A 21,184-nucleotide genomic window follows, 5' to 3' on the forward strand; every position below is an offset into this window, starting at 1 on the left:
GGCCAACCGCGTGCGGCTCGCGACATGTCGGTCGGCGCTCAAAGCTGGCCCAGCACCGGCGTCGTCACCTGCACATCGGTGTTCTGTCCGCGATGACGCAACAGGTGATCGAGCAGCACGATGGCCATCATCGCTTCGGCGATCGGCGTCGCGCGGATGCCCACGCAGGGGTCGTGGCGGCCCTTGGTGATGACGTCGACCGCCTCGCCGTTGACATCGATGGAACGACCCGGGGTGGTGATGCTGGATGTCGGCTTGAGCGCCAGGTGCGCGACGATCGGCTGGCCGCTGGAAATGCCGCCGAGAATGCCGCCGGCATTGTTGCTCAGGAAACCCTGCGGGGTCAGCTCGTCGCGGTGCTCGGTGCCACGCTGGGCTACCGAAGCGAAACCGGCGCCGATCTCCACGCCCTTGACCGCGTTGATGCTCATCAACGCGTGGGCCAGTTCGGCGTCGAGGCGATCGAAGATCGGCTCGCCAAGGCCCGGCGGCACGCCTTCGGCGACCACGGTGATCTTCGCGCCGACCGAATCCTGATCGCGACGCAGCTGGTCCATGTAGGCTTCCAGTTCCGCCACCTTGTCCGGGTCGGGGCTGAAGAAGGCATTCTGCTCGACGCTGTCCCAGGTCTTGAACGGAATCTCGATCGGCCCGAGCTGGCTCATGTAGCCACGCACCTGGATGCCCAGCGTCGCCAGGTATTTCTTGGCGATGGCGCCCGCGGCGACGCGCATGGCGGTTTCGCGCGCCGAGCTGCGGCCGCCACCACGGTAGTCACGGATGCCGTACTTGTGGTGATAGGTGTAGTCGGCATGGGCCGGACGGAACAGGTCCTTGATCGCCGAATAGTCCTTGGACTTCTGGTCGGTGTTGCGGATCAGTAGGCCGATCGGGCAACCGGTGGTCTTGCCCTCGAACACGCCGGAGAGGATTTCCACCTCGTCGGCTTCCTGGCGTTGCGTGGTGTGCCGGCTGGTGCCTGGCTTGCGACGGTCGAGGTCGCGCTGCAGATCCTCCAGCGACAGCTCCAGCCCGGGCGGGCAGCCATCGACGATGGCCACCAGCGCGGGACCATGGCTTTCGCCGGCAGTGGTGACGGTGAACAGCTTGCCGTAGGTATTGCCGGACATGCAGGACGCTCCGCGATCGACCGAAAAACAGGGGCCGGAAGTATACCTGAGGCCGCTGCGGTTTCATCGCTTCTCTTCCGCGCGCATACTGACGGCACGACGAACCCCGCACGGAACATGGCGTCCAACCCGCTCCGTAACCAGCGAAATCCTCCCATGCGTGCCCTGCTGATCGTGTTGCTGCTGACCATGCCGACCTCCTTCACGCAAGCCCGGACCCTGCTCAACCAGACGCTGAATCTGGACACCGGCAGTGGCGTGCTGCAGGGCAGTCTGCTGCTGCCGAAAAGCGATCGCCCGGTGCCGGTAGCGCTGCTGATCGCCGGTTCCGGCCCGACCGATCGCAACGGCAACAATCCGGGCGGACGCAACGATAGCCTCAAGCGCCTGGCCCAGGCCCTGGCCAGACAAGGCGTGGCCAGCCTGCGCTACGACAAGCGCGGTATCGGCGCCAGCCACGCGGCGGCAGCGGACGAGCGCGAGCTCAGCGTCGAGGCCTATGTCAACGATGCGCTGGCCTGGAGCGACCGGCTCAGGCACGACTCACGCTTCAGCAAGCTGATCCTCATCGGCCACAGTGAAGGCGCGCTGATCGCCAGCCTCGCCGCTCCGCGATCGGCAGCGGCGGCATTGATCAGCATTGCGGGCAGCGGCCGGCCGATCGACGCAGTGCTGCGTGAACAACTGCAGGGGCGTCTGCCACCGGCACTGCTCGCCACCAGCCAGTTCCTGATCGATGAGCTCAAGGCTGGCCGCACCCATGCCGGGGTACCCGAGCCGCTAAGAGTGCTGTTCAGGCCCAGCGTGCAGCCATACCTGATCTCGCTGTTCGCCTACGACCCGGCAGATGCCTTCGCCGCCGTCGAGATGCCCGCGCTGATCGTGCAGGGCCGGCATGACATTCAGGTCAGCGTCGAGGATGCCAGGGCCTTGCAGCGCGCAAAGCCCGATGCCGAGCTGGCGCTGATCGACGGGATGAACCACATCTTGCGCATCGTTCCGGCCGATATCCGCCAGCTGGCCTCCTACGACGACCCGGACCTGCCTCTGGCGCGGGCCGTGTCGGACCGTATCCATCAATTCCTGCGGACCTATGGCATCCTGCCAGCCTCCAGTTAGCCGTCGCGCTGCCGATAGCGGAATGACAAGGGCCCGATTCGGCTCCAGAACGAGCCGCCGCGCAAGCCCAGGAACGCGCAGATGACCGATACCGAAAACGAAACCAGCCAGAGCAGCGAAAGCGACCAGCCAGTAGCGCACCCGTGGGACGAACTCAGACCTGACCGTTTCCGCCTGCTGCGCCTGGCGCCATTGCCTACCGAGCGCGACGGCGGCGTGCGCCCGCTGCGCTTCGTCGAGCTTGCTCAACTGGAGCGGCATACGCCCGAGCAGAGCCTGCTGCGGCTGTTCGTCAATATTCCCGGACAGATGCGCGCTGGCAAATACAACGTGCTGGAAGTCTGGGCAGACCATCGCAGCAAGGCACTGCGCTTCGGGCCTGATGCCGGCCTGCACCTGGAGCCGGCGAATCGCGGGCTCGGCCGTTTCCTGTTGGCACAAGGCGTGGCATGGGCGCAGAAGCGCTGGGGTCACTACCTGGTCGAGGGCGGTTCGCTCCCCAGGCAGCTGTCGAGCGACGACCAGCGCCTGCGCCGTGACCACTGCCTGCGCACCCAGGGTTTCGATGTCGTCTACGCCAAGGAGCAGACCCTCCAGTCGACCTACGGCGCATCACGCGTCAGCGCCCTGCGCCCCGACTGGAACAGCGAAAAGGTTCAGATCGTCGAACTGCAGGACGCCGCGGCAATGCTGGAGCAGGCCGACCGCAACCTGCAGGCCCAGGACAACCAGATCCGCGAGTTGCAGGAGCGCATTGCCCACTTCCGGCGCGAGGACGGCTCGCTGCGCTTCACCATCGTCTGCCTGATAGCCCTGACGCTGTTCCAGGCCGGCCTGCTGATCTGGATCGCGACCCGCTGAGCCGTGGTTCATGCCTGCCGCCATCCACTGGACGACGCCCTCGGTCCGCCCCACGTGGACGTGGGTTGGCGCTGAGCGCAGCGAAGCCCAGCAACCGCCCTTAGCTATCCTCCAGCAGCGCCCGCAACGCCACGCCGGCGCCCTCCAGTCCGGGATACGGCGCCGTCACCAGCCATACCGGCACGCGCTCGAAGTAACCACTCATCTGGCCCTTCTCGCACAGCGCCTCGAAAAAGCTGCTGCGCATGAAGAACTCGGCAAAGCGAGGCAATACGCCACCGACGAGATACACGCCGCCGCGGGCACCGAGGGTCAGCACATTGTCGCCAACGGTACGCCCCAGCCAGCAGCAGAACTGTTCCAGCACCGCCACGGCGTAGGGCTCGCCGGCCAGCGCAGCCCTGGTCACCTCGGCCGGCGAGCCGAAGGCGGGGGACCGGCCATCCAGCGCGCAGCAGGCGCGATAGAGCGTCAGCAATCCCGGGCCGCTGAGCACTGCCTCGGCATTCACGTGGCCGAGCGAGCGATGCAGGTGCGACCAGATCGCTGCCTCGCGGTCACTGCCGATCGGCAGGCAGATGTGTCCGCCCTCTCCCGGCAGGGCACGCCAGCCGCCACCGGACAACGGCAGTAGCCCGGCGACCCCGAGCCCGGTACCGGGACCTATCACCAGCCGCGGCCGCCCCGCTTCAGGTTCGCCCTCGCGGACCGTGATGCGCTCGTCGTCGCGCAAGCGGGTCATGCCGAGTGCCATGGCGGTGAAGTCGTTGATCAGCAGCAACCGCTTCACGCCCAGCTCACGACGGAACGCCTGGCGACTGAGCTGCCAGTGGTTGTTGGTGAAGCGGAAAAAGTCGCCATCCACCGGGCCGGCGCAGGCCAGGCAGACCGCTTCGAGCGTCTCCAGCGGCTGGCCGATCTCGTTCAGATAGGCGCGGATGGCTAGCTCCGGCCGGGCATGCTCTGCGGTGGAGAGGACGCGAATCTGCTCGATGCGCTGATCACGCCAGAGGGCGAAACGGGCATTGGTACCGCCGATGTCTCCAACCAGCGCCGTCTTCACTTGAGCGCCTCCAGGCTCTCGGTGAAGGCACTGGCGCCCTGCTCTGCCGTGCTGAACGAGGCGCGCATGAAGGCAAAGAGCTCCCGACCGCAGCCGATGCCCATGTCTTCGGGCCGAACTGCCGGTGCCCGCGCATCCCACTCGACGGGATCGACCAGCGCCCGCAGTTCGCCGTTCTCGCCGTCGACGCGGAGGATGTCGCCGTCGCGCACCCGCGCCAGCGGCCCGCCGTCCAGCGCCTCCGGGCAAACATGAATGGCCGCCGGCACCTTCCCCGAGGCGCCAGACATGCGCCCGTCGGTGACCAGCGCGACCTTGTAGCCGCGATCCTGCAGCACGCCGAGAAAGGGCGTGAGCTTGTGCAGCTCCGGCATGCCGTTGGCTTTCGGACCCTGGAAGCGCACCACGGCGATGAAGTCGCGCTCCAGCTCGCCGGTCTTGAACGCCGCCGCCAGCTCGCTCTGATCGATGAATACCCGCGCCGGCGCCTCGACAAAGCGGTGCTCGGGCGCCACGGCAGAAATCTTCGTCACGCCGCGGCCGAGGTTGCCTTCCAGCACGCGCAGCCCGCCCTCCGGCGAGAACGGCCGCTCGGCCGGACGCAGGATGGCTTCGTCCAGGCTCTGCGCCGGGCCGTCGCGCCAGACCAGCTTGTCACCGTCGAGGAACGGCTCCTGGATGTAGCGCCGCAGGCCCTTGCCGACGACCGTATGCACGTCCTCGTGCAACAGACCGGCGTCGAGCAGCGTGCGCACCATGAACGGCACCCCGCCACAGGCGTGGAAATGGTTCACGTCGGCCTGGCCGTTGGGGTAGACCTTGGCCAGGGTCGGCACCACCTCGGAGAGATCGGCCATGTCCTGCCAGGTCAGCTGGATTCCGGCAGCGCGGGCGAATGCCGGGATATGCAGGGTGTGGTTGGTCGAACCGCCAGTGGCGTTGAGCGCAACCACCGAGTTGACGATGGACTTCTCATCGACCACCCGGCACAGCGGCGTGTAGTTGCCTGCCTGATGGGTCAGCCGCGTCACCTGGTGCGCAGCTTCCCGGGTCAGTGCGTCGCGCAGCGGCGTGTACGGGTTGACGAACGATGAGCCCGGAAGATGCAGGCCCATGATTTCCATCACCACCTGATTGGTGTTGGCCGTGCCGTAGAAGGTGCAGGTGCCGGGGCTGTGATAGGACTTCATCTCCGACTCCAGCAGCTCCTCGCGGCTGGCCTTGCCCTCTGCGTAACGCTGGCGCACCTCGGCCTTCGCCTTGTTCGGGATGCCCGAGGGCATCGGCCCGCCCGGCACGAAGATCGTCGGCAGATGGCCGAAACGCAGCGCGCCGATCATCAGGCCCGGCACGATCTTGTCGCAGATGCCGAGCATCAGCGCCGCGTCGAACATGTTGTGCGACAGGGCCACCGCCGTGCTCATGGCGATCACTTCACGACTGGCCAGGCTCATTTCCATCCCCGCCTCGCCCTGGGTCACACCATCGCACATCGCCGGAACACCGCCAGCGTACTGGCCGACCGAGCCGATCTCACGCAGCGCCTGGCGGATGAGCTCGGGAAAGTGCTCGTAGGGCTGATGCGCCGAGAGCATGTCGTTGTAGGCTGATACGATGGCCACATTGGCCGCGTTCATCAGGCGCAGACTCTGCTTGTCCTCGCCGGAATGGCAGCCGGCGACACCGTGGGCGAAGTTGGCGCATTGCAACTTGCCGCGTTGCGGGCCGTCGCTGTCGGCGGCAGCCATCATCGCCAGATAACGTTCACGGGTCTTGCGGCTACGTTCGACCAGGCGCTCGGTGACTTCCAGAACTCGCGGGTGCATGCCTTACTCCTGCTGCAAAATTCAACGGTCGTTGAACGATTCAACGTTTGGTTGAAGGTTCAGACAACCATAAACCATCCAGGGTCGGTTGGCGTTCCGGCGCGCGTTCGCGCCCATCGGGGGCAAGGCTTCGCCGTGACCAGGCAAGCATCGGTCATTGCGCCGGCTTGTCATCCTCCGGCGAAGCATCGGCTTCCAACAGGTCGTCGAAATCCGTCTTGAGCCCCTGCTCCATGCCATCGAGTTCGGCCAACAGGCTGCGAAAGCTGGTCTGCTCGCGGGCCGGCGCCTGCGGCTCGTCCGCGGCCAGGTCGGCGCGCGCCTGCAACGCCGCGGGCACGGCCGCGTCCTCTTCGTCGAGCACGGGACGTAGTTCCGGCTCCATCTCGCGCAACACGGCCAGCGGCGGCAGTTCGTCGAGGCTCTTCAGATTGAAATGGTCGAGGAACTGGCGGGTGGTGGCGAACATCGCCGGACGTCCCGGCACATCACGATGGCCGACCACGCGAATCCACTCACGCTCCTGCAGCGTCTTGACGATCTGGCTGTTCACCGCGACGCCACGGATATCCTCGATCTCGCCGCGGGTGATCGGCTGGCGATAGGCGATCAGCGCAAGGGTCTCCAGCAGTGCACGGGAGTAGCGCTGCGGGCGCTCCTCCCACAACCGGCCGACCCAGGGCGAAAAACGCTGACGCACCTGCAGCCGGTAACCGCTGGCGACTTCCCTGAGCTCGAAAGCCCGGCCCTTGCAGGACTTGTCCAGCACCTCGAGGGCCTTCTTCAGTTGTGCCGACGAGGGCCGTTCGTACTCCTCGAAGAGTTCGCCGAGGCGCTCCAGGGACAGCGGCTTGCCGGACGCGAGCAGAAAGGCTTCGAGCAGCGAAGCGAGATCCTTGGGATCGGTCAGGTCCACGATTGACTCCTGCAAATGCCTATTCGGTACGACTGCGCACATGGATCGGCGCGAAGGGCTCATTCTGCACCAGCTCGACCAGCGACTCCTTGATCAGCTCGAGCACGGCCATGAAGGTCACCACCACGCCGAGGCGCCCCTCCTCGACGCGGAACAGCGCCACGAAGGGCACGAAGCCACCATCCTTCAGCCGCTCGAGCACCTCGCTCATGCGTTCGCGGGTCGACAGGGCTTCGCGGGTCACCTGGTGGCTCTCGAACATGTCGGCACGGCGCAGCACTTCGGCCATCGACACCAGCAATTCCTCAAGGCTCACATCCGGCAGCAGCTTGCGCGCACGCGCCTCGGGTGCATCGAGGCGCGGCACCTGCAGATCGCGGCCGACGCGTGGCAGCTCGTCGATGTCTTCGGCCGCGGCCTTGAAGCGCTCGTACTCCTGCAGCCGGCGGATCAACTCGGCACGCGGGTCGTCTTCTTCCTCGGCGACCTCCGCCGAGCGCGGCAGCAGCATGCGCGATTTGATCTCGGCAAGCATCGCGGCCATCACCAGGTACTCGGCGGCCAGCTCCAGGCGCACCGACTTCATCAGCTCGACGTAGCCCATGTACTGCCGGGTGATCTCTGCCACCGGGATGTGCAGGATGTCGATGTTCTGCTTGCGGATCAGGTAGAGCAGCAGGTCCAGCGGGCCTTCGAAGGCTTCGAGAAAGACTTCCAGCGCGTCCGGCGGGATGTACAGATCCAGCGGCAGCTCGGTCACCGCCTCGCCATAGACCAGCGCCAGGCGCAGCTGCTCGCCGGGCTGGATCGCTTCGCCGCTCTGCAATTCGGTCTGCTGCATGGACGTCCTCAAAGGCTGCGCGGGCGACCGTCAGCGGTGGTTCAGGCCCATGGCCTGGCGTACTTCGATCAGCGTCTCGCGGGCTTCGTCACGGGCATGTTCGGCGCCTTCGGCGAGGATGCTGCGGACCAGGTCTGGATTCTGCTCGTAGTCCAGCGCGCGCTCCTGCAGGGGCGCCAGATCGGCCTTGATCGCATCGATCAGCGGACCCTTGCATTCCACGCAGCCGATGCCGGCACTGCGACAACCCTGCTCGGCCCACTGGCAGACGGCGTCTTCGGAGTGCACCAGATGCATCTGCCACACCGGACAGCGCGTCGGCTCGCCGGGGTCATCGCGATGCACGCGCGCCGGATCGGTGGGCATGCGGCGGATCTTCTCCTCGATCTCGTTCGGCGTGTCGCGCAGGTAGATGGCGTTGCTGTTGGACTTGGCCATCTTGCCGCCGTCGAGCCCGGAAATCTTCGGTGACTCGCCGAGCAGTGCCTGTGGCTCGGGCAACAGCAGCTTGCCGCAGCCTTCCAGGTAGCCATAAAGCCGCTCCTGGTCGCCGATGGTGATGGTCTGCTGTTCCTTGATGACGGCACGGGCGGTATTCAGCGCATCGACGTCGCCCTGCTCCCGATAGCTCTTGCGCAGGCTGACGTAGAGCTTGGAGGTCTTCTTGCCGAGCTTGCGGATCGCCGCCTCGGCCTTGTCCTCGAAGTCATCCTCGCGGCCATAGAGATGATTGAAGCGCCGCGCCACGTCACGAGCGAATTCGATGTGCGGCAGCTGGTCGGCACCGACCGGCACCTGGCCAGCGCGGTAGAGCAGGATGTCCGCCGCCTGCAGCAGCGGGTAGCCGAGAAAGCCGTAGGTATCCAGATCCTTGTGCTGCAGGCTCTGCCGCAGCTCCTTGTAGGACGGCACCCGTTCCAGCCAGCCCAGCGGACAGATCATCGACAGCAGCAGGTGCAGCTCGGCATGCTCGGGCACCTGGGACTGGATGAACAGCGTTGCCGAACTCGGGCTGACCCCGGCGGCCAGCCAGTCGACCGCCATATCCATGATGTTCTGCGAGATTTCACCGGAGTTCTCGTAGTCGGTGGTCAGCGCATGCCAGTCGACGATGCAGAAAAAGCATTCGTACTCGTGCTGCAGCCTGACCCAGTTCTTCAGTACACCGTGATAGTGACCGAGGTGGAGCCGGCCGCTCGGACGCATGCCGGAAACCACGCGACGCTGTGAATCCATGGAGCTCAAAAGGGTGTCCTTGATTAATTGGCCTGTTTGGTAAGTTCAGTTGGTCAAGTTCGCCATCCAGGCTCAGGCCATGAAGGGTTCGGGGTCGCCGCAACCGACTCGAACCACTTCAGGCCGATCGTCGACCAGACTGACCACGGTCGAAGCCTCGAGGCCACCGTACCCGCCATCGATGATCAGGTCTACCTGATGCTCCAGCGCGTCGCGCATTTCGTAGGGGTCGCTCATCGGCAGGTCTTCACCGGGGAGGATCAGGCTGACGCTCATCAGCGGCTCACCGAGTTCTTCCAGCAGCGCCTGGGCGATCGGCTGCGCCGGCACACGCAGGCCGATGGTGCGGCGCTTGGGATGCAGCAGCATGCGCGGCACTTCGCGGGTGGCCGAAAGGATGATCGTGTAGGGCCCGGGCAGATGGGCCTTGAGCAGACGGAAGGCCGCGGTATCGACCTTGGCGAACAGGCCCAGCTGCGACAGGTCGCGGCAGGCCAGCGTGAAGTTGTGCTTGTCGTCGAGCTGGCGCAGGCGACGGATGCGTTCGATGCCGGCCTTGTTACCGATCGAGCAGCCGACGGCATAACTGGAGTCGGTCGGATAGACCACTACCCCGCCCTTGCGAATGATTTCCACGGCCTGCTTGATCAGGCGCGGCTGCGGGTTATCCGGGTGAATCTGAAAGAACTGGCTCATGGAAACTCCCTGTTCAGCTGGCAGCAGATAGGCGGCGCTCATGATCGAAATGTCTCCAAAGCGGCGACAGGTCCTCCGGCAGGCTGCGATACAAGCCCAGTTCCGACCAGTCGCCGGGCGCATGGAAGTCGCTGCCCACGGTGGCCATCAGACCGAACTCGCGCACCAGATTCGACAGGCCGCCAACCTGCTCCAGCGGCTGCATGCCGTTGACTACTTCCAGCGCATGGCCGCCAGCCTGAGCGAAATCGACGATCAGGCGGCGCCGCTTGCTGCGGGTGAAATCGTACTGCCATGGATGCGCCAGGCTGATCCAGGCGCCGGCGTCACGCAACGTCTCGACCGTCTGCTCCAGGCTCGGCCAATGCTGCTTCACATCGCCCAGCTTGCCCGAGCCCAGCCACTTGCGGAACGCCTCGGCACGGTCGCGTACATGACCGGCGCGCACCAGGAACTCCGCGAAATGCGGACGAGCCGGCGCGTTGCCGCTGTCACCCAGCTCCCGCTGAACGGCGCGAGCGCCGTCAAGCGCGCCAGGCATGCCCTTGGCCTCGAGCCGCTGCGCGATCAGCTCGGCGCGGCGCCAGCGACCTTCGTGTAGCTGGCCAATCGCCTGCTGCAACGCGGGCGCCTCGGCTTCGAAGGCATAACCCAGTACATGAATGGTAGCCCCGTTCCACAGGCACGAAAGCTCGATACCGTTCACCAGCCGCATACCCAGCGCCCCTGCTGCCACCCGCGCTTCGGCGAGGCCGTCGATCGTGTCATGGTCGGTGAGCGCCAGCAATTCGATACCACGCGCATGGGCACGCTCCACCAGCCTGGCGGGCGCCAGCACGCCATCCGACGCGGTACTGTGGCAATGCAGATCGACAATCATCTAGTAACGCACTCCAGTGAGGTGCCGGCACCTCGCGAAAAAACCGAAAGCCCCGCAGCGATGGTCTTCGCCGAGGCAGGCGGCCGGCTAGTCTAACCCCGCGCCAGGGCTTTGGCTCGCACTGCCGCCAGACATCTTTCCCGCGATCTCGGCGGAAAAACCGTTCCCGCTTCGACCGCCAATCCCGGCCGCAGTGCAGTCGCGCATGCAGCCGTATCAGCGCAGCGGTTTCGCCACGAGCGCGGTTTGCTATGATGCGGCGCCGCGTGACCGGATGGTGCGTGGCGAGGGGCCTCGGCAAGCGTCCGCCAGCCGTGAACATGCATGCCCTGGGCTTTCAATTTTCGTTTACCGAACAACCTACGCGACCGAGGACCGACCATGCTGTACGCCGTTATCGCTACCGACGCACCGAACTCCCTGCAGGACCGTCTCGCCACTCGCCCGGCTCACTTGGCGCGACTGGAGCAACTCAAGAACGAAGGTCGCCTGGTGCTCGCCGGTCCACACCCGGCCATCGACAGCAATGACCCGGGCGAAGCCGGCTTCAGCGGCAGCCTGGTAGTCGCCGAGTTCGATTCCCTGGAAGCGGCGCAGCAGTGGGCGGACGCCGACCCCTACAAGGCCGCCGGCGTCTACGTGAACGTGGTGGTCAAGCCCTTCAAGAAAGTGCTGCCCTGAGCCGACACAGCGGGGATTGCAAATCTGCCCGGCCGATGGCGTTCCACGGCCTCGTAAGGAAATAGGAGTTCCGATGCGTCAACCACAGCTTCCCCTGCTGCTGGCCCTGATCCTGCTGGCACCGATGCTACATGCCCAGGATGCGACAACAGAGGATTACCCTGCGCTGGCCGAAGCCGGCGAATCCGTTCAAGTCGAAACGCTGGATACGGCAAGCGAACTACAGGCCGCGCGATTGCCAGGCGATACCACCGAGGCATTGCTGCTGCGCCTGCGCGAGGAAAACAGGCGCCTGCGCCTGCAACTGCAGACGGAGCAGGCGAAACTCCTGCCGCTGATGCTGAACGAGCAGCAGCAGTGGTTCGCGGTTGGCGGTGCCGTCGGGGTCATCAGTTTCACCCTTGGCCTGCTGGTGACGCGCAGCCGTCGCCGACGCCAGTGGATCAACTGAGTATCGCGCTGAAATGAGTGATCTGCTGCTTATCGATGACGACCAGGAACTGTGCGAGCTGCTGCTCAGTTGGCTCGCACAGGAAGGTTTCGTCGGCCGCGCCTGCCATGATGGCCAAAGCGCACGACAGGCGCTGGCGCAGCATCAACCGGCAGCGGTCATCCTCGACGTGATGCTCCCCGACGGCAGTGGCCTGGAACTGCTCAAGCAACTGCGCAGCGAACACCCCGAGCTGCCGGTGCTGATGCTGTCTGGACGAGGCGAACCACTGGACCGCATTCTCGGCCTCGAACTCGGCGCCGACGATTACCTGGCCAAACCCTGCGATCCGCGAGAACTCACGGCACGCTTGCGTGCCGTGCTGCGCCGTAGCCAGCCAACCGCGACGCCCAGCCAGCTCGAGCTCGGCGATCTCAACTACAGCCCGGCCCGCGGCATCGCCAGCGTTGCCGGCCACGACGTCAGCCTGACGCTGTCGGAGGGTCGTATCCTCGAAGCGCTGCTGGCCCAGCCAGGCGAGCCGATCGAAAAACAGGCACTGGCCCAGCATGCGCTGGGGCGCAAACTGACCCTCTACGACCGCAGCCTGGACATGCATGTCAGCAACCTGCGGCGCAAGCTCGGCCCGCATGCCGATGGCAGCCAGCGGATCGTCGCGCTGCGCAGCCGTGGCTACCTTTACGCGGTGTGACCCTCTTTACCGAGGCTTTACCCTGGGCTGACAGCCGTTGACCTTGCCCTGCGTAGACTGAACTCATCCGGTCACAAACCCTGCAGGCGACCCTCTGGAATGCACTGCAGTACGGCCGGTTTCCCTACACAGGAGAGTTTTCATCATGCGCAAATCACTCGTAGCCCTGCTGTTCGCCGCCGCCCTGCCCACCCTCGCCTTCGCCATGCCCGGAGGTATGCACGACGCTCCTCATGGCGGCAAGAAAGCCCCGCACATGTTCCCCGAACTGGACCTGACCAGGGAACAGCAGCGCGAAATGCGCAAGCTGATGGGCGAGCAGATGAGGCAACGCCAGGAAATCACCCAGCGCTACCTCGACAAGCTGCCGGAAAGCGAGCGCAAGGCCATGCAGAAGGATCTGGATGCCAGCCGCGAAAAGACCCACCAGGGCATGCGGGCCCTGCTCAAGCCCGAACAGCAGAAAGCCTTCGACGAAGGCCTGAAGAAGATGGAAGAAAAGCGCGCCGAACGCGCCGAGTTCCTCAAGTGGAAGGCCGAACGCGATCAGCAGGACTGATCCATCGGCCATTGGAAAAGCCTGCCCGGCAGCGACCTGCCCGCCATCCCCGATGGCGGTGCATGGCGCGCCGGGCTTTTGCCGTGGAGAAATCCGGTGCGATCACTGTTCTGGCGCATACTCGCGACCTTCTGGCTGGCCATTGCGCTGGTCGCCGGCCTGGCCATGCTGCTCGGCCATGCCCTGAATCAGGATGCCTGGATTCTGGGGCGCCACCCGGCCTTGCAGGGCCTCGCCGAAACCTGGACCGAGGTCTACGAACGGCAAGGCCCGATGGCCGCCCAACGATGGCTCGAACAGCACCGCCATCGCTCACGGGTCGATGTACAGGTTCTGGCGGAGAACGGCCAGCCGGTCATCCGCGGAACCTTTCCGGCGCGCGCCGCAGCGCTCGAGGCTCGCCACCAGAATCGTCAACGCCAGTTACCCTGGAGGCGCCTGACCGATGACTACACCAGCCCCGTCACCGGCGAAACCTACCTGTTCATCTACCGCATTCCGCTCCCGGAATTGCAGGCCTGGCACCGCGGCAGCCTGGCCTGGCCACTCAGCGCACTGGGCATCGCCCTGGTCGTGCTGACCGGTTTCAGCCTGCTGCTGACGCTCTCGATTACCCGCCCCCTGGACCGTCTGCGGCGTGCGGTACATGACCTGGGCCAGGCAACCTATCAGCAGCAGTCACTGGCTCGCCTGGCCACCCGCCGCGACGAACTCGGCGTGCTGGCCAAGGATTTCAACCGTATGGGCGCACGCCTGCAGGCGCTGATCGGCAGCCAGCGCCAGTTGCTGCGTGACGTTTCCCACGAGCTTCGCTCACCCTTGGCGCGCCTGCGCATCGCCCTCGGCCTGGCCGAACGCGCCAGCCCCAGCGAGAGAGAAGTGATCTGGCCACGGCTGGCCAAGGAATGTGATCGACTGGAGGCGTTGATCAGCGAGATCCTCGAGCTCTCGCGGCTGGATGCCGAGCCCGGCGTCGTTGGCGATGTCGACCTGCCGACCATGTTCGAGCAGTTGAAAGACAACGCCCGCATCATGGCCCCCGGGCAACGTATCGACAGCCGGGTGGAACCCGGCATCCGGCTCACAGGCTGGGCAGAAATGCTCGAACGCGCACTGGACAATCTGTTGCGCAACGCCCTGCGCTTCAACCCCGAAGGCATGCCGGTCGAGCTGCGCGCGCAACGCGACGGTGACGAGCTGATCCTCAGCGTCCGCGACCATGGCCCGGGCGTGGCGCACGAGCACCTGCCGCAGTTGAGCGAGCCGTTCTTCCGCGCCCCGGGCCAGACGGCAGCCGGACATGGCCTGGGCCTGGCGATCGCACGCCGCGCTGCCGAACGCCACGGCGGGCATCTGCAACTGGCCAACCATCCGGATGGAGGATTCGTCGCCAGCCTGCGCCTGCCCCTCACTGGCACCCCGAGCGAGGCATCAGGCCCCGCGCAACCTCACTGATTGCCCCACGCCGCCACGAATGCCTCAGGCTCGAGCACCGGAGCGGTTCGTACACGCCCCTCCGGCGTACCCAGGTAGATGAACCCCAGCAGATGATCCTGCTCGGTCAAGCCAAGCCCTTGCAGCACGTGCTGATCGTAGGAGAATTCACCGGTGCGCCATACGGCTCCAAGTCCCTGGGCGTGCGCGGCCAGCAGCAGGCCATGGGCGGCGCAACCAGCGGCGAGCAGCTGCTCGCTTTGCGGCACCTTCGGATGCGTCTTCACGCTGGCGATCACCACGATCAGCAGCGGCGCCCGCAACGGCATGTTGCGGGCCTTCTGCAAGGCCTCGTCGGAGGCATCCGGCTGCCGCAGCTGCAGTGCCGAGGCGAACAACTCGCCGAGCCGATGACGGGCGTCGCCCTCGATGGTCAGAAAGCGCCAGGGGCGGAGCTGCCCGTGATCCGGAGCACGCAGTCCGGCGCGGAACATCATGTCCAGTTGCGCGGCACTCGGCGCCGGCTCGCACAGGCGAGTGACAGAAACGCGGTTGAGCAGCAGATCCAGAGCGTCCATTCATTACCTCCTGAAAGGGTCGGACATTCTAGGGGACTTGCGGGTACACCGCGAGTGATGGCAGCCCTCACAGCGACATGCGCCTCAGGCCACCCGGTCCGGTGAAAGCTGCGGCTGCAGTGGCGGCACCAGCGGAGGCAGCCCGTGCGCCGCCCGCGCTGCGTCGCAGTGAGGATTGTGCTCACCGTTCTCCCAGGACGCCTCGAACTCGCGACAGCTGCTCGAGCGCTGCTCGTACATGCTGCAACGAACCCCGCAGCCGACATCACCCAGCAGGCCGACACAGCGCGCAGGCTTGCTGTCGGTGCCGAGCATGGCCACATGGAAAGGCGATACCTGCACCGTCAGTTGGTCAGGAACCACACCTCCGGCCGACACGCATTCACCAAAATAGAAGGACACACGAAAGTACGCGCAGCAGGCGCCGCACGTTAGACAGGGATTGTTGATGGACATGGCAGGTGAATACCCAGAGACCGGAATGGGCCGGCGCCCGGGCGGCTATTCTATTGATGCCGTTGCACTTTGGAAGGGGCTCTGCGGCTGCCGCGAAAACATTTTTCAAGCAGCCGCCGAGCGGTTTACTGCCCTGCCGACACGAGTAGAATGTGCGCCCTCTTCTACCGTGCCGAGCACCTTTTAAATGGCCCTGCCGACCCTGCGCATCATCGGTTTCATTCTCGGCATTTTCCTGATCACCCTGGCCGTCAGCATGATCATCCCCATGTTGACGCTGCTCGCGCTCGAGCGCACCGATGACCTGCAGGCGTTCATCTGGGGAAGCCTGATCACCTTTTCCTGCGGCTTCGCCCTGGTTGCCCCGGGCAAACCGGCCAATACCAACCTGCGGCCGCGCGACATGTACTTCCTGACGACGATCAGCTGGGTAGTGGTCTGCTGCTTCGCCGCGCTGCCGCTGATGCTGATCCAGCACATCAGCTATTCGGACGCCTTCTTCGAGACCATGTCAGGCATCACCACCACCGGCGCCACCGTGATCTCGGGGCTGGACAGCGCATCGCCCGGCCTGCTGATGTGGCGCTCGCTGCTGCACTGGCTCGGCGGCATCGGCTTCATCGGCATGGCGATCGCGATCCTGCCGCTGCTGCGGATCGGTGGCATGCGGCTGTTCCAGACCGAATCCTCGGACTGGTCGGAGAAGGTCATGCCGCGCTCGCATGTGGCCGGCCAGTATCTGCTGGCTATCTACGTGGCGTTCACGGTGGCGGCCTTCGTGGCATTCATGCTGACCGGCATGAGCGCCTTCGACGCCATCAACCATGCGATGTCGACCGTCTCGACAGGCGGCTTCTCCACCTCGGATGCCTCGATGGGCAAGTTCGGTCCATCGTCGCACTGGGTGGCAGTCTTCTTCATGCTGCTCGGCAGCCTGCCGTTTACCCTGTACGTAATGACGCTACGCGGCCACCGGATGGCGCTGCTCAAGGACCAGCAGGTCCGTGGCTTCATACTCATGCTGACCATCACCAGCCTGCTGTTCAGCGGCTGGTACTGGCTGAACAATGAAATCGACCCGCTGGATGCGCTGCGCATCGTGACCTTCAGCGTGGTTTCGGTGGTGACCACCACCGGCTTCGCGGTGGACGACTACACCCAGTGGGGCGGCTTCGCGGTCATGGCGTTCTTCTACCTTACCTTCGTCGGCGGCTGCTCCGGGTCGACGTCGGGCGGGCTGAAGATGTTCCGCTTTCAGGTGGCCTATTCGCTGCTTCGCGCCAACTTCAAGCAGCTGATTCACCCGCGCGCGGTGATCCGCCAGCAGTACAACGGGCACAACCTCGACGAGGAAATCGTCCGTTCGATCCTGACCTTTTCCTTCTTCATCACCATGACCATCGGCGTGCTGGCGCTCTGCCTGGCGCTGCTCGGCCTGGACCCCATCACCGCCCTGACGGGCGCGGCGACCGCCGTGTGCAACGTGGGTCCCGGACTGGGCGAGATCATTGGCCCGGCGGGCAATTTCTCGACCTTGCCGGACACGGCCAAATGGCTGCTCTCGATAGGCATGCTGCTCGGGCGACTGGAAATCATCACCGTCCTGGTGCTGTTGACTCCGGCCTTCTGGCGGCACTGATCAGGTCGCGGCGCCAGAGCCGCGCTTGAACAGCCGGCCGCCCAGGCTGACCACTGCCAGCACGACGCCACCGGCCATGATGCCGAACGCCGCATCCAGCAGCGTCGGCAGCAGTCCACCCAGCACCGCGCCCACGTACGGCAACCCGAGGGCGTCATGGGCCCTGCTCTCGATGAAATGATGCACGGCGCGAATACCGTGGGTCAGAATGCCACCGCCGACCATGAACATCGCAGCGGTGCCTACCACCGACAGCGACTTCATGAGCCAGGGCGCAACCTTGAGGATGCCGCGGCCCAGCGCACTGACCAGGCTGCCGGCCTTCTTGCTCAGGGCCAGCCCGAGATCGTCCAGCTTGACGATGGCGGCGACCAGCCCATAGACGCCAAGCGTCATGACGATGGCGATACCCACCAGTACCAGCACCTGCTGAGTGAACGAGGCCGCCGCGACCGTACCCAGGGTAATCGCGATGATTTCGGCCGAAAGGATGAAATCGGTACGCACCGCACCACTGATCTTGCGCTTCTCGAACGCGACGATATCCACCGCAGGGTCGGCGAGCGCCTTTACCGTCTCGGCGTGCTCTGCCCGATCGTCGTGATGCAGGAAACGATGCGCCAGCTTTTCGAAGCCTTCATAGCAAAGAAACGCACCACCGAGCATCAATAGCGGCGTGATCGCCCAGGGAATGAACGCGCTGATCAGCAAGGCCGCAGGCACCAGGATCGCCTTGTTGCGAAACGAGCCCTTGGCCACCGCCCAGACCACCGGCAGTTCGCGGTCGGCCTTCACCCCGGTCACCTGCTGAGCGTTCAGTGCGAGGTCATCGCCCAGTACGCCTGCGGTCTTCTTCGCCGCGACCTTGGTCATCAGCGAAACGTCGTCCAGCACGGTGGCAATATCATCGATGAGCGCGAGCAGGCTGGTGGCCAATTTGAATCTCCAGTGGTGAAAGGTGCACGGATATATCGTTCTGCTGTAGCTAAGGCTATGCCGGACGGGCCTGGGTTCCTATGAGCGGACCCGCGCAGCCAGGCGGTACTCCCCCGGTGTCAGGCCAAACCAGCGCTTGAACGCCCGATAGAAATTGCTCGGGTCGGCAAAACCGAGCAGGTAGGCGATCTCCAGCGGAGCCAGGTCAGGCTGGGAAAGGTACTGGACGGCCAGGTCGCGCCGGGTATCGTCGAGCAGTTGCTGAAAACTGCTGCCCTCCTCCTGCAGCCGCCGCTGCAGGGTCCGCTCGGACAGCAGCAGCGCTTGCGCCACCGTCTCGCGTCTCGGCTCGCCCTGCGGCAGCATCCGGCAGAGCGTCTGCCGCGCCCGGTGCATCACCCGCGAGTCGGCGAAGCGAGAAAGGTATTCCCCGGCAAAGCGGTCATGCAGCTGCGCAAGGGCTTCGTTGGCGGTCGGCAACGCCGTTTCGACATCTTCCCGGCGAAACAGCAGCGCGTAACGTGACGCTGCGAAGCGCAACGGCGCCTGGAACAGCTGACGATAAGGCCGCAAGTCATCCGGTGGCGCCCCCTGAAAACTCACCTCCAGCGGTTGCACTGCCGTGCCGGTCAACCAGCGACAAAATGCCAGGCATCCGGCCAGCGAACCCTCGGCGCTTTGCCGGGCAGGTGGCAGGCGATCGCCATGGATCGTCAGGCTGAGTCGATAGCCCTGCTCGCAGGGCTGAAAATCCAGGTCGGCGCCCTCGGCAATGATTCGCTGATAGCGTACCAGCCGGGCGAAACCCTCCTTCAGGTTGCGGCTGGACATCAGTGCATAGCCCACCACGTTCAGCGCGGCCGGCCGCGCCTGGCGGGCCATGTCCAGGCCGATGGCCGGATTCCCCGATACGTCCACGGCGCGCTGCCACAGGCGGGTCATGTCGTCCTGGGCGAAACGCGCGTCGGCATCGCCGAGCGCCGCGTAGTCCAGACCCAACTCGCGGAACAACTGGCGGCAGTCGATGCCTGCCGATTCCAGGGTCTGGACAATCCCCTGCGCCCAGCTGGATGAAGTCGTGCGTTCGGTCATGATGCTTGTTGTTCTTCGAATGATCGGGCAGTGGAGCCCAAGGCTACTAAACTGGCCCTGATTGTCACTGACCCGCAGGGCAAGGCACGGCTAAGCTGGCCGACGACAATAACAGGAGGTACGCCATGAAAACGCAAACCGCCGAGCGCTTCACCCGCTTTGCCGATTTTTACCCCTTCTATCTCGCCGAGCACAGCAACCCCACCTGCCGCCGGCTGCACTTCATCGGCAGCCTGCTGGTACTGATGATACTTGGCTATGCGCTGTTCACCCGGCAATGGGCGTGGCTACTGGCGATGCCGCTGGCTGGTTACGGCTTTGCCTGGATCGGGCACTTCATCTTCGAGAAGAATCGCCCGGCGACATTCCAGTATCCGCTCTACAGCTTTCTCGGCGACTGGGTCATGTTCAAGGACATGCTGAGCGGTCGTATCCGCTTCTGAGTAGCCAGGAGCTGCGCTGGCGCTGGCGCAGCCATTCTTTTCGAGCTCTGGTTTGGCGATCAAGCGCCGCTTGGTTATGATCACCCGGCTGATGCGCGGCCGGCTATCGCCGAGCAGGCGACGCAATCGCGAGACTGAACGCTGAGGACCCGAGCCGTCCATCGTCCCCGCGACGAGCCCAGCCGAAACCAGCGGCAGCCTGAAGGGCGCAGAAAAAGGCGCCGACCAACTACCAGGAACCGTACGCACAGATGACTTCCAGCACGCTTGAGCGCCGCAACGGTCTCGCCACCCGGCCGCTGCGCGAGTACTACTCCCGCGTGCTCGCTTACCTGACCGGGGCCGCCACGCTTGCTGCCGGCACCTATTCGCACTATTTCTCGCTGGACCTGCTGTGGATGGTGCCGTACGCGCTGCTTTATCCGCATCTGGCCTATCATCTGAGCTATCGCTTCAAGCGCGACCACCCCGAACGTACTTCGCAGCTGCTGCTCTGCCTGGATGCGCTCAACGCCGGGGCCGGGATATTCCTGCTCGGTTTCTCGCTGGTGCCCAGCCTGATGTTTCTGCTTACGCTCAGCTTCAGCGCGCTGGTCATCGGCAGCCTGCGTAATCTGGCGCTGGTCTTGGCCTGTGTGGTCCTCGGCCTCGGCCTGGGGTTCCAACTGGTGCCGCTGAAATACCAGGGCGCGGCACCTGCACTGGTGTCGCTGATCAGCATCCTTTTCACGACGTTCTACATCTGCGCAACCGCCTACTTCGTTCACCAGCAGGGCCAGCGCCTTGCCCTGGCACGCAAGGAGATCGAAGCGGAACAGGCCAAGGCGGCACGCCTTGCACGCAATCTCGCGAAGTACCTGTCGCCGCAGGTCTGGGAATCGATTTTCACCGGCAAGCGCAGCGTTCGCCTGGAGACCCAGCGCAAGCGCCTGACGGTGTTCTTCTCGGATATCAAGGGCTTTACCGAACTTTCCGAGGAACTCGAAGCGGAAGCCCTGACCGACCTGCTCAACAACTACCTCAACGAAATGTCGAAAATCGCCCTCAAGTACGGCGGCACCATCGACAAGTTCGTCGGGGACTGCGTGATGGTGTTCTTCGGCGACCCCACCAGCCAGGGCGCCAAAAAGGATGCGGTAGCCGCGGTGTCCATGGCCATCGCGATGCGCAAGCACATGAAGGTGCTGCGCCAGCAGTGGCGCGCTCAGGGCATCACCCGGCCGATGGAAATCCGCATGGGCATCAATACCGGCTACTGCACGGTCGGCAACTTCGGCGCCGATACGCGCATGGACTACACCATCATCGGCCGCGAGGTGAACCTCGCCAGTCGCCTGGAGAGCGCCGCCGAAGCCAGCGAGATACTGGTTTCCCACGAAACCTACTCGCTGATCAAGGATGTGATCATGTGTCGCGACAAGGGGCAGATAGCGGTCAAGGGATTTTCCCGCCCCGTGCAGATCTATCAGGTAGTCGACTTCCGCCGGGACCTAGGCGCCACCTACAGTTTCGTCGAACACGAGCTACCGGGATTCTCCATGTATCTGGACACCAACGGGGTGAAGAACTACGACAAGGAACGCGTGATCCAGGCCCTGCAACAGGCTGCCGAGAAACTTCGCGACAAGGTCATCCTCTGATTTTCCGAGCCGCTGG

22 protein-coding genes are annotated in these 21,184 nt (G+C 64.8%); 10 read left to right on the forward strand and 12 right to left on the reverse strand.

The genetic code is table 11. The features are described from left to right. Positions 1-38 precede the first annotated feature (38 nt). Positions 39-1,130, reverse strand: coding sequence for a chorismate synthase (aroC, locus tag B597_RS24050; RefSeq protein ID WP_003296128.1), 1,092 nt, complete (start codon positions 1,128-1,130; stop codon positions 39-41). Between the two features lie 156 nt (positions 1,131-1,286). Between aroC and B597_RS24055 the strand changes: the two genes are divergently transcribed. Next, on the forward strand, positions 1,287-2,249 hold the full coding sequence (locus B597_RS24055) for an alpha/beta hydrolase (protein WP_003296127.1): 963 nt from the start codon (positions 1,287-1,289) through the stop codon (positions 2,247-2,249). A gap of 81 nt (positions 2,250-2,330) precedes the next feature. Next, positions 2,331-3,110 carry a hypothetical protein gene (locus B597_RS24060; protein ID WP_003296125.1) on the forward strand — a complete coding sequence of 260 codons (780 nt, stop codon included), beginning with the start codon at positions 2,331-2,333 and terminating at the stop codon, positions 3,108-3,110. A 100-nt stretch (positions 3,111-3,210) separates the two neighbouring features. On the opposite strand, the gene B597_RS24065 is transcribed toward B597_RS24060, so the two are convergent. The 7 genes from B597_RS24065 to B597_RS24095 form a co-directional block, all read right to left on the reverse strand. Then, positions 3,211-4,173 carry a glucokinase gene (locus tag B597_RS24065; protein ID WP_024161543.1) on the reverse strand — a complete coding sequence of 321 codons (963 nt, stop codon included), beginning with the start codon at positions 4,171-4,173 and terminating at the stop codon, positions 3,211-3,213. Continuing rightward, a complete protein-coding gene (edd, locus tag B597_RS24070; RefSeq protein ID WP_003296123.1) occupies positions 4,170-5,999 on the reverse strand; it encodes a phosphogluconate dehydratase in 1,830 nt (609 codons plus the stop codon). The genes B597_RS24065 and edd overlap by 4 nt, the downstream gene beginning before the upstream one ends. A 154-nt stretch (positions 6,000-6,153) precedes the next feature. Continuing rightward, on the reverse strand, positions 6,154-6,915 hold the full coding sequence (gene scpB, locus B597_RS24075; RefSeq protein WP_024161544.1) for an SMC-Scp complex subunit ScpB: 762 nt from the start codon (positions 6,913-6,915) through the stop codon (positions 6,154-6,156). Between the two features lie 19 nt (positions 6,916-6,934). After that, positions 6,935-7,756 carry a segregation and condensation protein A gene (locus tag B597_RS24080; protein WP_003294259.1) on the reverse strand — a complete coding sequence of 274 codons (822 nt, stop codon included), beginning with the start codon at positions 7,754-7,756 and terminating at the stop codon, positions 6,935-6,937. A gap of 30 nt (positions 7,757-7,786) precedes the next feature. Then, positions 7,787-8,992 carry a tryptophan--tRNA ligase gene (locus B597_RS24085; protein ID WP_192939372.1) on the reverse strand — a complete coding sequence of 402 codons (1,206 nt, stop codon included), beginning with the start codon at positions 8,990-8,992 and terminating at the stop codon, positions 7,787-7,789. Between the two features lie 72 nt (positions 8,993-9,064). Next, positions 9,065-9,688: an L-threonylcarbamoyladenylate synthase gene (locus B597_RS24090; protein ID WP_003294263.1), complete on the reverse strand. Its 624-nt coding sequence runs from the start codon at positions 9,686-9,688 to the stop codon at positions 9,065-9,067. A gap of 13 nt (positions 9,689-9,701) precedes the next feature. Next, a complete protein-coding gene (locus tag B597_RS24095) occupies positions 9,702-10,568 on the reverse strand; it encodes a PHP domain-containing protein (protein WP_003294264.1) in 867 nt (288 codons plus the stop codon). 381 nt (positions 10,569-10,949) lie between these two features. Here B597_RS24095 and B597_RS24100 point away from each other — a divergent pair, with 381 nt between their 5' ends. The 5 genes from B597_RS24100 (at position 10,950) to B597_RS24120 (ending at position 14,405) form a co-directional block, all read left to right on the forward strand. Further along, a complete protein-coding gene (locus tag B597_RS24100) occupies positions 10,950-11,249 on the forward strand; it encodes a YciI family protein (protein WP_003294265.1) in 300 nt (99 codons plus the stop codon). Positions 11,250-11,322: 73 nt separating this feature from the next. Next, positions 11,323-11,700, forward strand: coding sequence for an SH3 domain-containing protein (locus B597_RS24105; protein ID WP_003294266.1), 378 nt, complete (start codon positions 11,323-11,325; stop codon positions 11,698-11,700). Positions 11,701-11,713: 13 nt separating this feature from the next. Next, positions 11,714-12,391: a response regulator transcription factor gene (locus B597_RS24110; protein WP_003294267.1), complete on the forward strand. Its 678-nt coding sequence runs from the start codon at positions 11,714-11,716 to the stop codon at positions 12,389-12,391. Positions 12,392-12,536: 145 nt separating this feature from the next. Next, positions 12,537-12,950, forward strand: a complete 414-nt coding sequence (locus B597_RS24115; RefSeq protein ID WP_003294269.1) for a Spy/CpxP family protein refolding chaperone — start codon at positions 12,537-12,539, stop codon at positions 12,948-12,950. A 96-nt stretch (positions 12,951-13,046) separates the two neighbouring features. Then, positions 13,047-14,405 carry a sensor histidine kinase gene (locus B597_RS24120; protein WP_003294270.1) on the forward strand — a complete coding sequence of 453 codons (1,359 nt, stop codon included), beginning with the start codon at positions 13,047-13,049 and terminating at the stop codon, positions 14,403-14,405. Here B597_RS24120 and B597_RS24125 read toward each other — a convergent pair. Both B597_RS24125 and B597_RS24130 read right to left on the reverse strand, forming a co-directional pair. Continuing rightward, positions 14,399-14,962 (reverse strand): NAD(P)H nitroreductase, encoded by a 564-nt coding sequence (locus B597_RS24125; protein WP_003294271.1) that lies wholly within the window; start codon positions 14,960-14,962, stop codon positions 14,399-14,401. The two genes, B597_RS24120 and B597_RS24125, sit on opposite strands and share 7 nt — an antisense overlap. An 84-nt stretch (positions 14,963-15,046) precedes the next feature. Further along, positions 15,047-15,418, reverse strand: a complete 372-nt coding sequence (locus B597_RS24130; protein ID WP_024161545.1) for a YkgJ family cysteine cluster protein — start codon at positions 15,416-15,418, stop codon at positions 15,047-15,049. 187 nt (positions 15,419-15,605) lie between these two features. On the opposite strand from B597_RS24130, the gene B597_RS24135 reads away from it, so the two are divergent. Continuing rightward, positions 15,606-17,057 carry a TrkH family potassium uptake protein gene (locus tag B597_RS24135; RefSeq protein ID WP_003294273.1) on the forward strand — a complete coding sequence of 484 codons (1,452 nt, stop codon included), beginning with the start codon at positions 15,606-15,608 and terminating at the stop codon, positions 17,055-17,057. On the opposite strand, the gene B597_RS24140 is transcribed toward B597_RS24135, so the two are convergent. Both B597_RS24140 and B597_RS24145 read right to left on the reverse strand, forming a co-directional pair. After that, positions 17,058-17,993: a DUF808 domain-containing protein gene (locus B597_RS24140; RefSeq protein ID WP_003294275.1), complete on the reverse strand. Its 936-nt coding sequence runs from the start codon at positions 17,991-17,993 to the stop codon at positions 17,058-17,060. It lies immediately after the preceding gene. A 78-nt stretch (positions 17,994-18,071) separates the two neighbouring features. Beyond that, positions 18,072-19,085, reverse strand: coding sequence for an AraC family transcriptional regulator (locus tag B597_RS24145; RefSeq protein WP_003294277.1), 1,014 nt, complete (start codon positions 19,083-19,085; stop codon positions 18,072-18,074). A 125-nt stretch (positions 19,086-19,210) separates the two neighbouring features. Here B597_RS24145 and B597_RS24150 point away from each other — a divergent pair, with 125 nt between their 5' ends. Then, a complete protein-coding gene (locus B597_RS24150; protein ID WP_003294279.1) occupies positions 19,211-19,528 on the forward strand; it encodes an Mpo1-like protein in 318 nt (105 codons plus the stop codon). A 251-nt stretch (positions 19,529-19,779) separates the two neighbouring features. After that, positions 19,780-21,168, forward strand: a complete 1,389-nt coding sequence (locus B597_RS24155) for an adenylate/guanylate cyclase domain-containing protein (protein WP_003294280.1) — start codon at positions 19,780-19,782, stop codon at positions 21,166-21,168. Positions 21,169-21,184: the final 16 nt, after the last annotated feature.

Origin of the sequence: Stutzerimonas stutzeri KOS6 (genome assembly GCF_000307775.2) — a bacterium.
GTDB lineage: Bacteria > Pseudomonadota > Gammaproteobacteria > Pseudomonadales > Pseudomonadaceae > Stutzerimonas > Stutzerimonas stutzeri_B.

Bases quoted from the DNA above. Each gene is read 5' to 3' on its own strand.
- B597_RS24060 (WP_003296125.1), top strand. From the start codon at position 2,331: ATGACCGATACCGAAAACGAAACCAGCCAGAGCAGCGAAAGCGACCAG.
- B597_RS24055 (WP_003296127.1), top strand. From the start codon at position 1,287: ATGCGTGCCCTGCTGATCGTGTTGCTGCTGACCATGCCGACCTCCTTC.
- aroC (WP_003296128.1), bottom strand. From the start codon at position 1,130: ATGTCCGGCAATACCTACGGCAAGCTGTTCACCGTCACCACTGCCGGC.
- B597_RS24115 (WP_003294269.1), top strand. From the start codon at position 12,537: ATGCGCAAATCACTCGTAGCCCTGCTGTTCGCCGCCGCCCTGCCCACC.
- B597_RS24085 (WP_192939372.1), bottom strand. From the start codon at position 8,992: ATGGATTCACAGCGTCGCGTGGTTTCCGGCATGCGTCCGAGCGGCCGG.
- B597_RS24080 (WP_003294259.1), bottom strand. From the start codon at position 7,756: ATGCAGCAGACCGAATTGCAGAGCGGCGAAGCGATCCAGCCCGGCGAG.
- B597_RS24155 (WP_003294280.1), top strand. From the start codon at position 19,780: ATGACTTCCAGCACGCTTGAGCGCCGCAACGGTCTCGCCACCCGGCCG.
- B597_RS24135 (WP_003294273.1), top strand. From the start codon at position 15,606: ATGGCCCTGCCGACCCTGCGCATCATCGGTTTCATTCTCGGCATTTTC.
- B597_RS24095 (WP_003294264.1), bottom strand. From the start codon at position 10,568: ATGATTGTCGATCTGCATTGCCACAGTACCGCGTCGGATGGCGTGCTG.
- B597_RS24090 (WP_003294263.1), bottom strand. From the start codon at position 9,688: ATGAGCCAGTTCTTTCAGATTCACCCGGATAACCCGCAGCCGCGCCTG.
- edd (WP_003296123.1), bottom strand. From the start codon at position 5,999: ATGCACCCGCGAGTTCTGGAAGTCACCGAGCGCCTGGTCGAACGTAGC.
- B597_RS24110 (WP_003294267.1), top strand. From the start codon at position 11,714: ATGAGTGATCTGCTGCTTATCGATGACGACCAGGAACTGTGCGAGCTG.
- B597_RS24100 (WP_003294265.1), top strand. From the start codon at position 10,950: ATGCTGTACGCCGTTATCGCTACCGACGCACCGAACTCCCTGCAGGAC.
- B597_RS24145 (WP_003294277.1), bottom strand. From the start codon at position 19,085: ATGACCGAACGCACGACTTCATCCAGCTGGGCGCAGGGGATTGTCCAG.
- B597_RS24105 (WP_003294266.1), top strand. From the start codon at position 11,323: ATGCGTCAACCACAGCTTCCCCTGCTGCTGGCCCTGATCCTGCTGGCA.
- B597_RS24130 (WP_024161545.1), bottom strand. From the start codon at position 15,418: ATGTCCATCAACAATCCCTGTCTAACGTGCGGCGCCTGCTGCGCGTAC.
- B597_RS24125 (WP_003294271.1), bottom strand. From the start codon at position 14,962: ATGGACGCTCTGGATCTGCTGCTCAACCGCGTTTCTGTCACTCGCCTG.
- B597_RS24150 (WP_003294279.1), top strand. From the start codon at position 19,211: ATGAAAACGCAAACCGCCGAGCGCTTCACCCGCTTTGCCGATTTTTAC.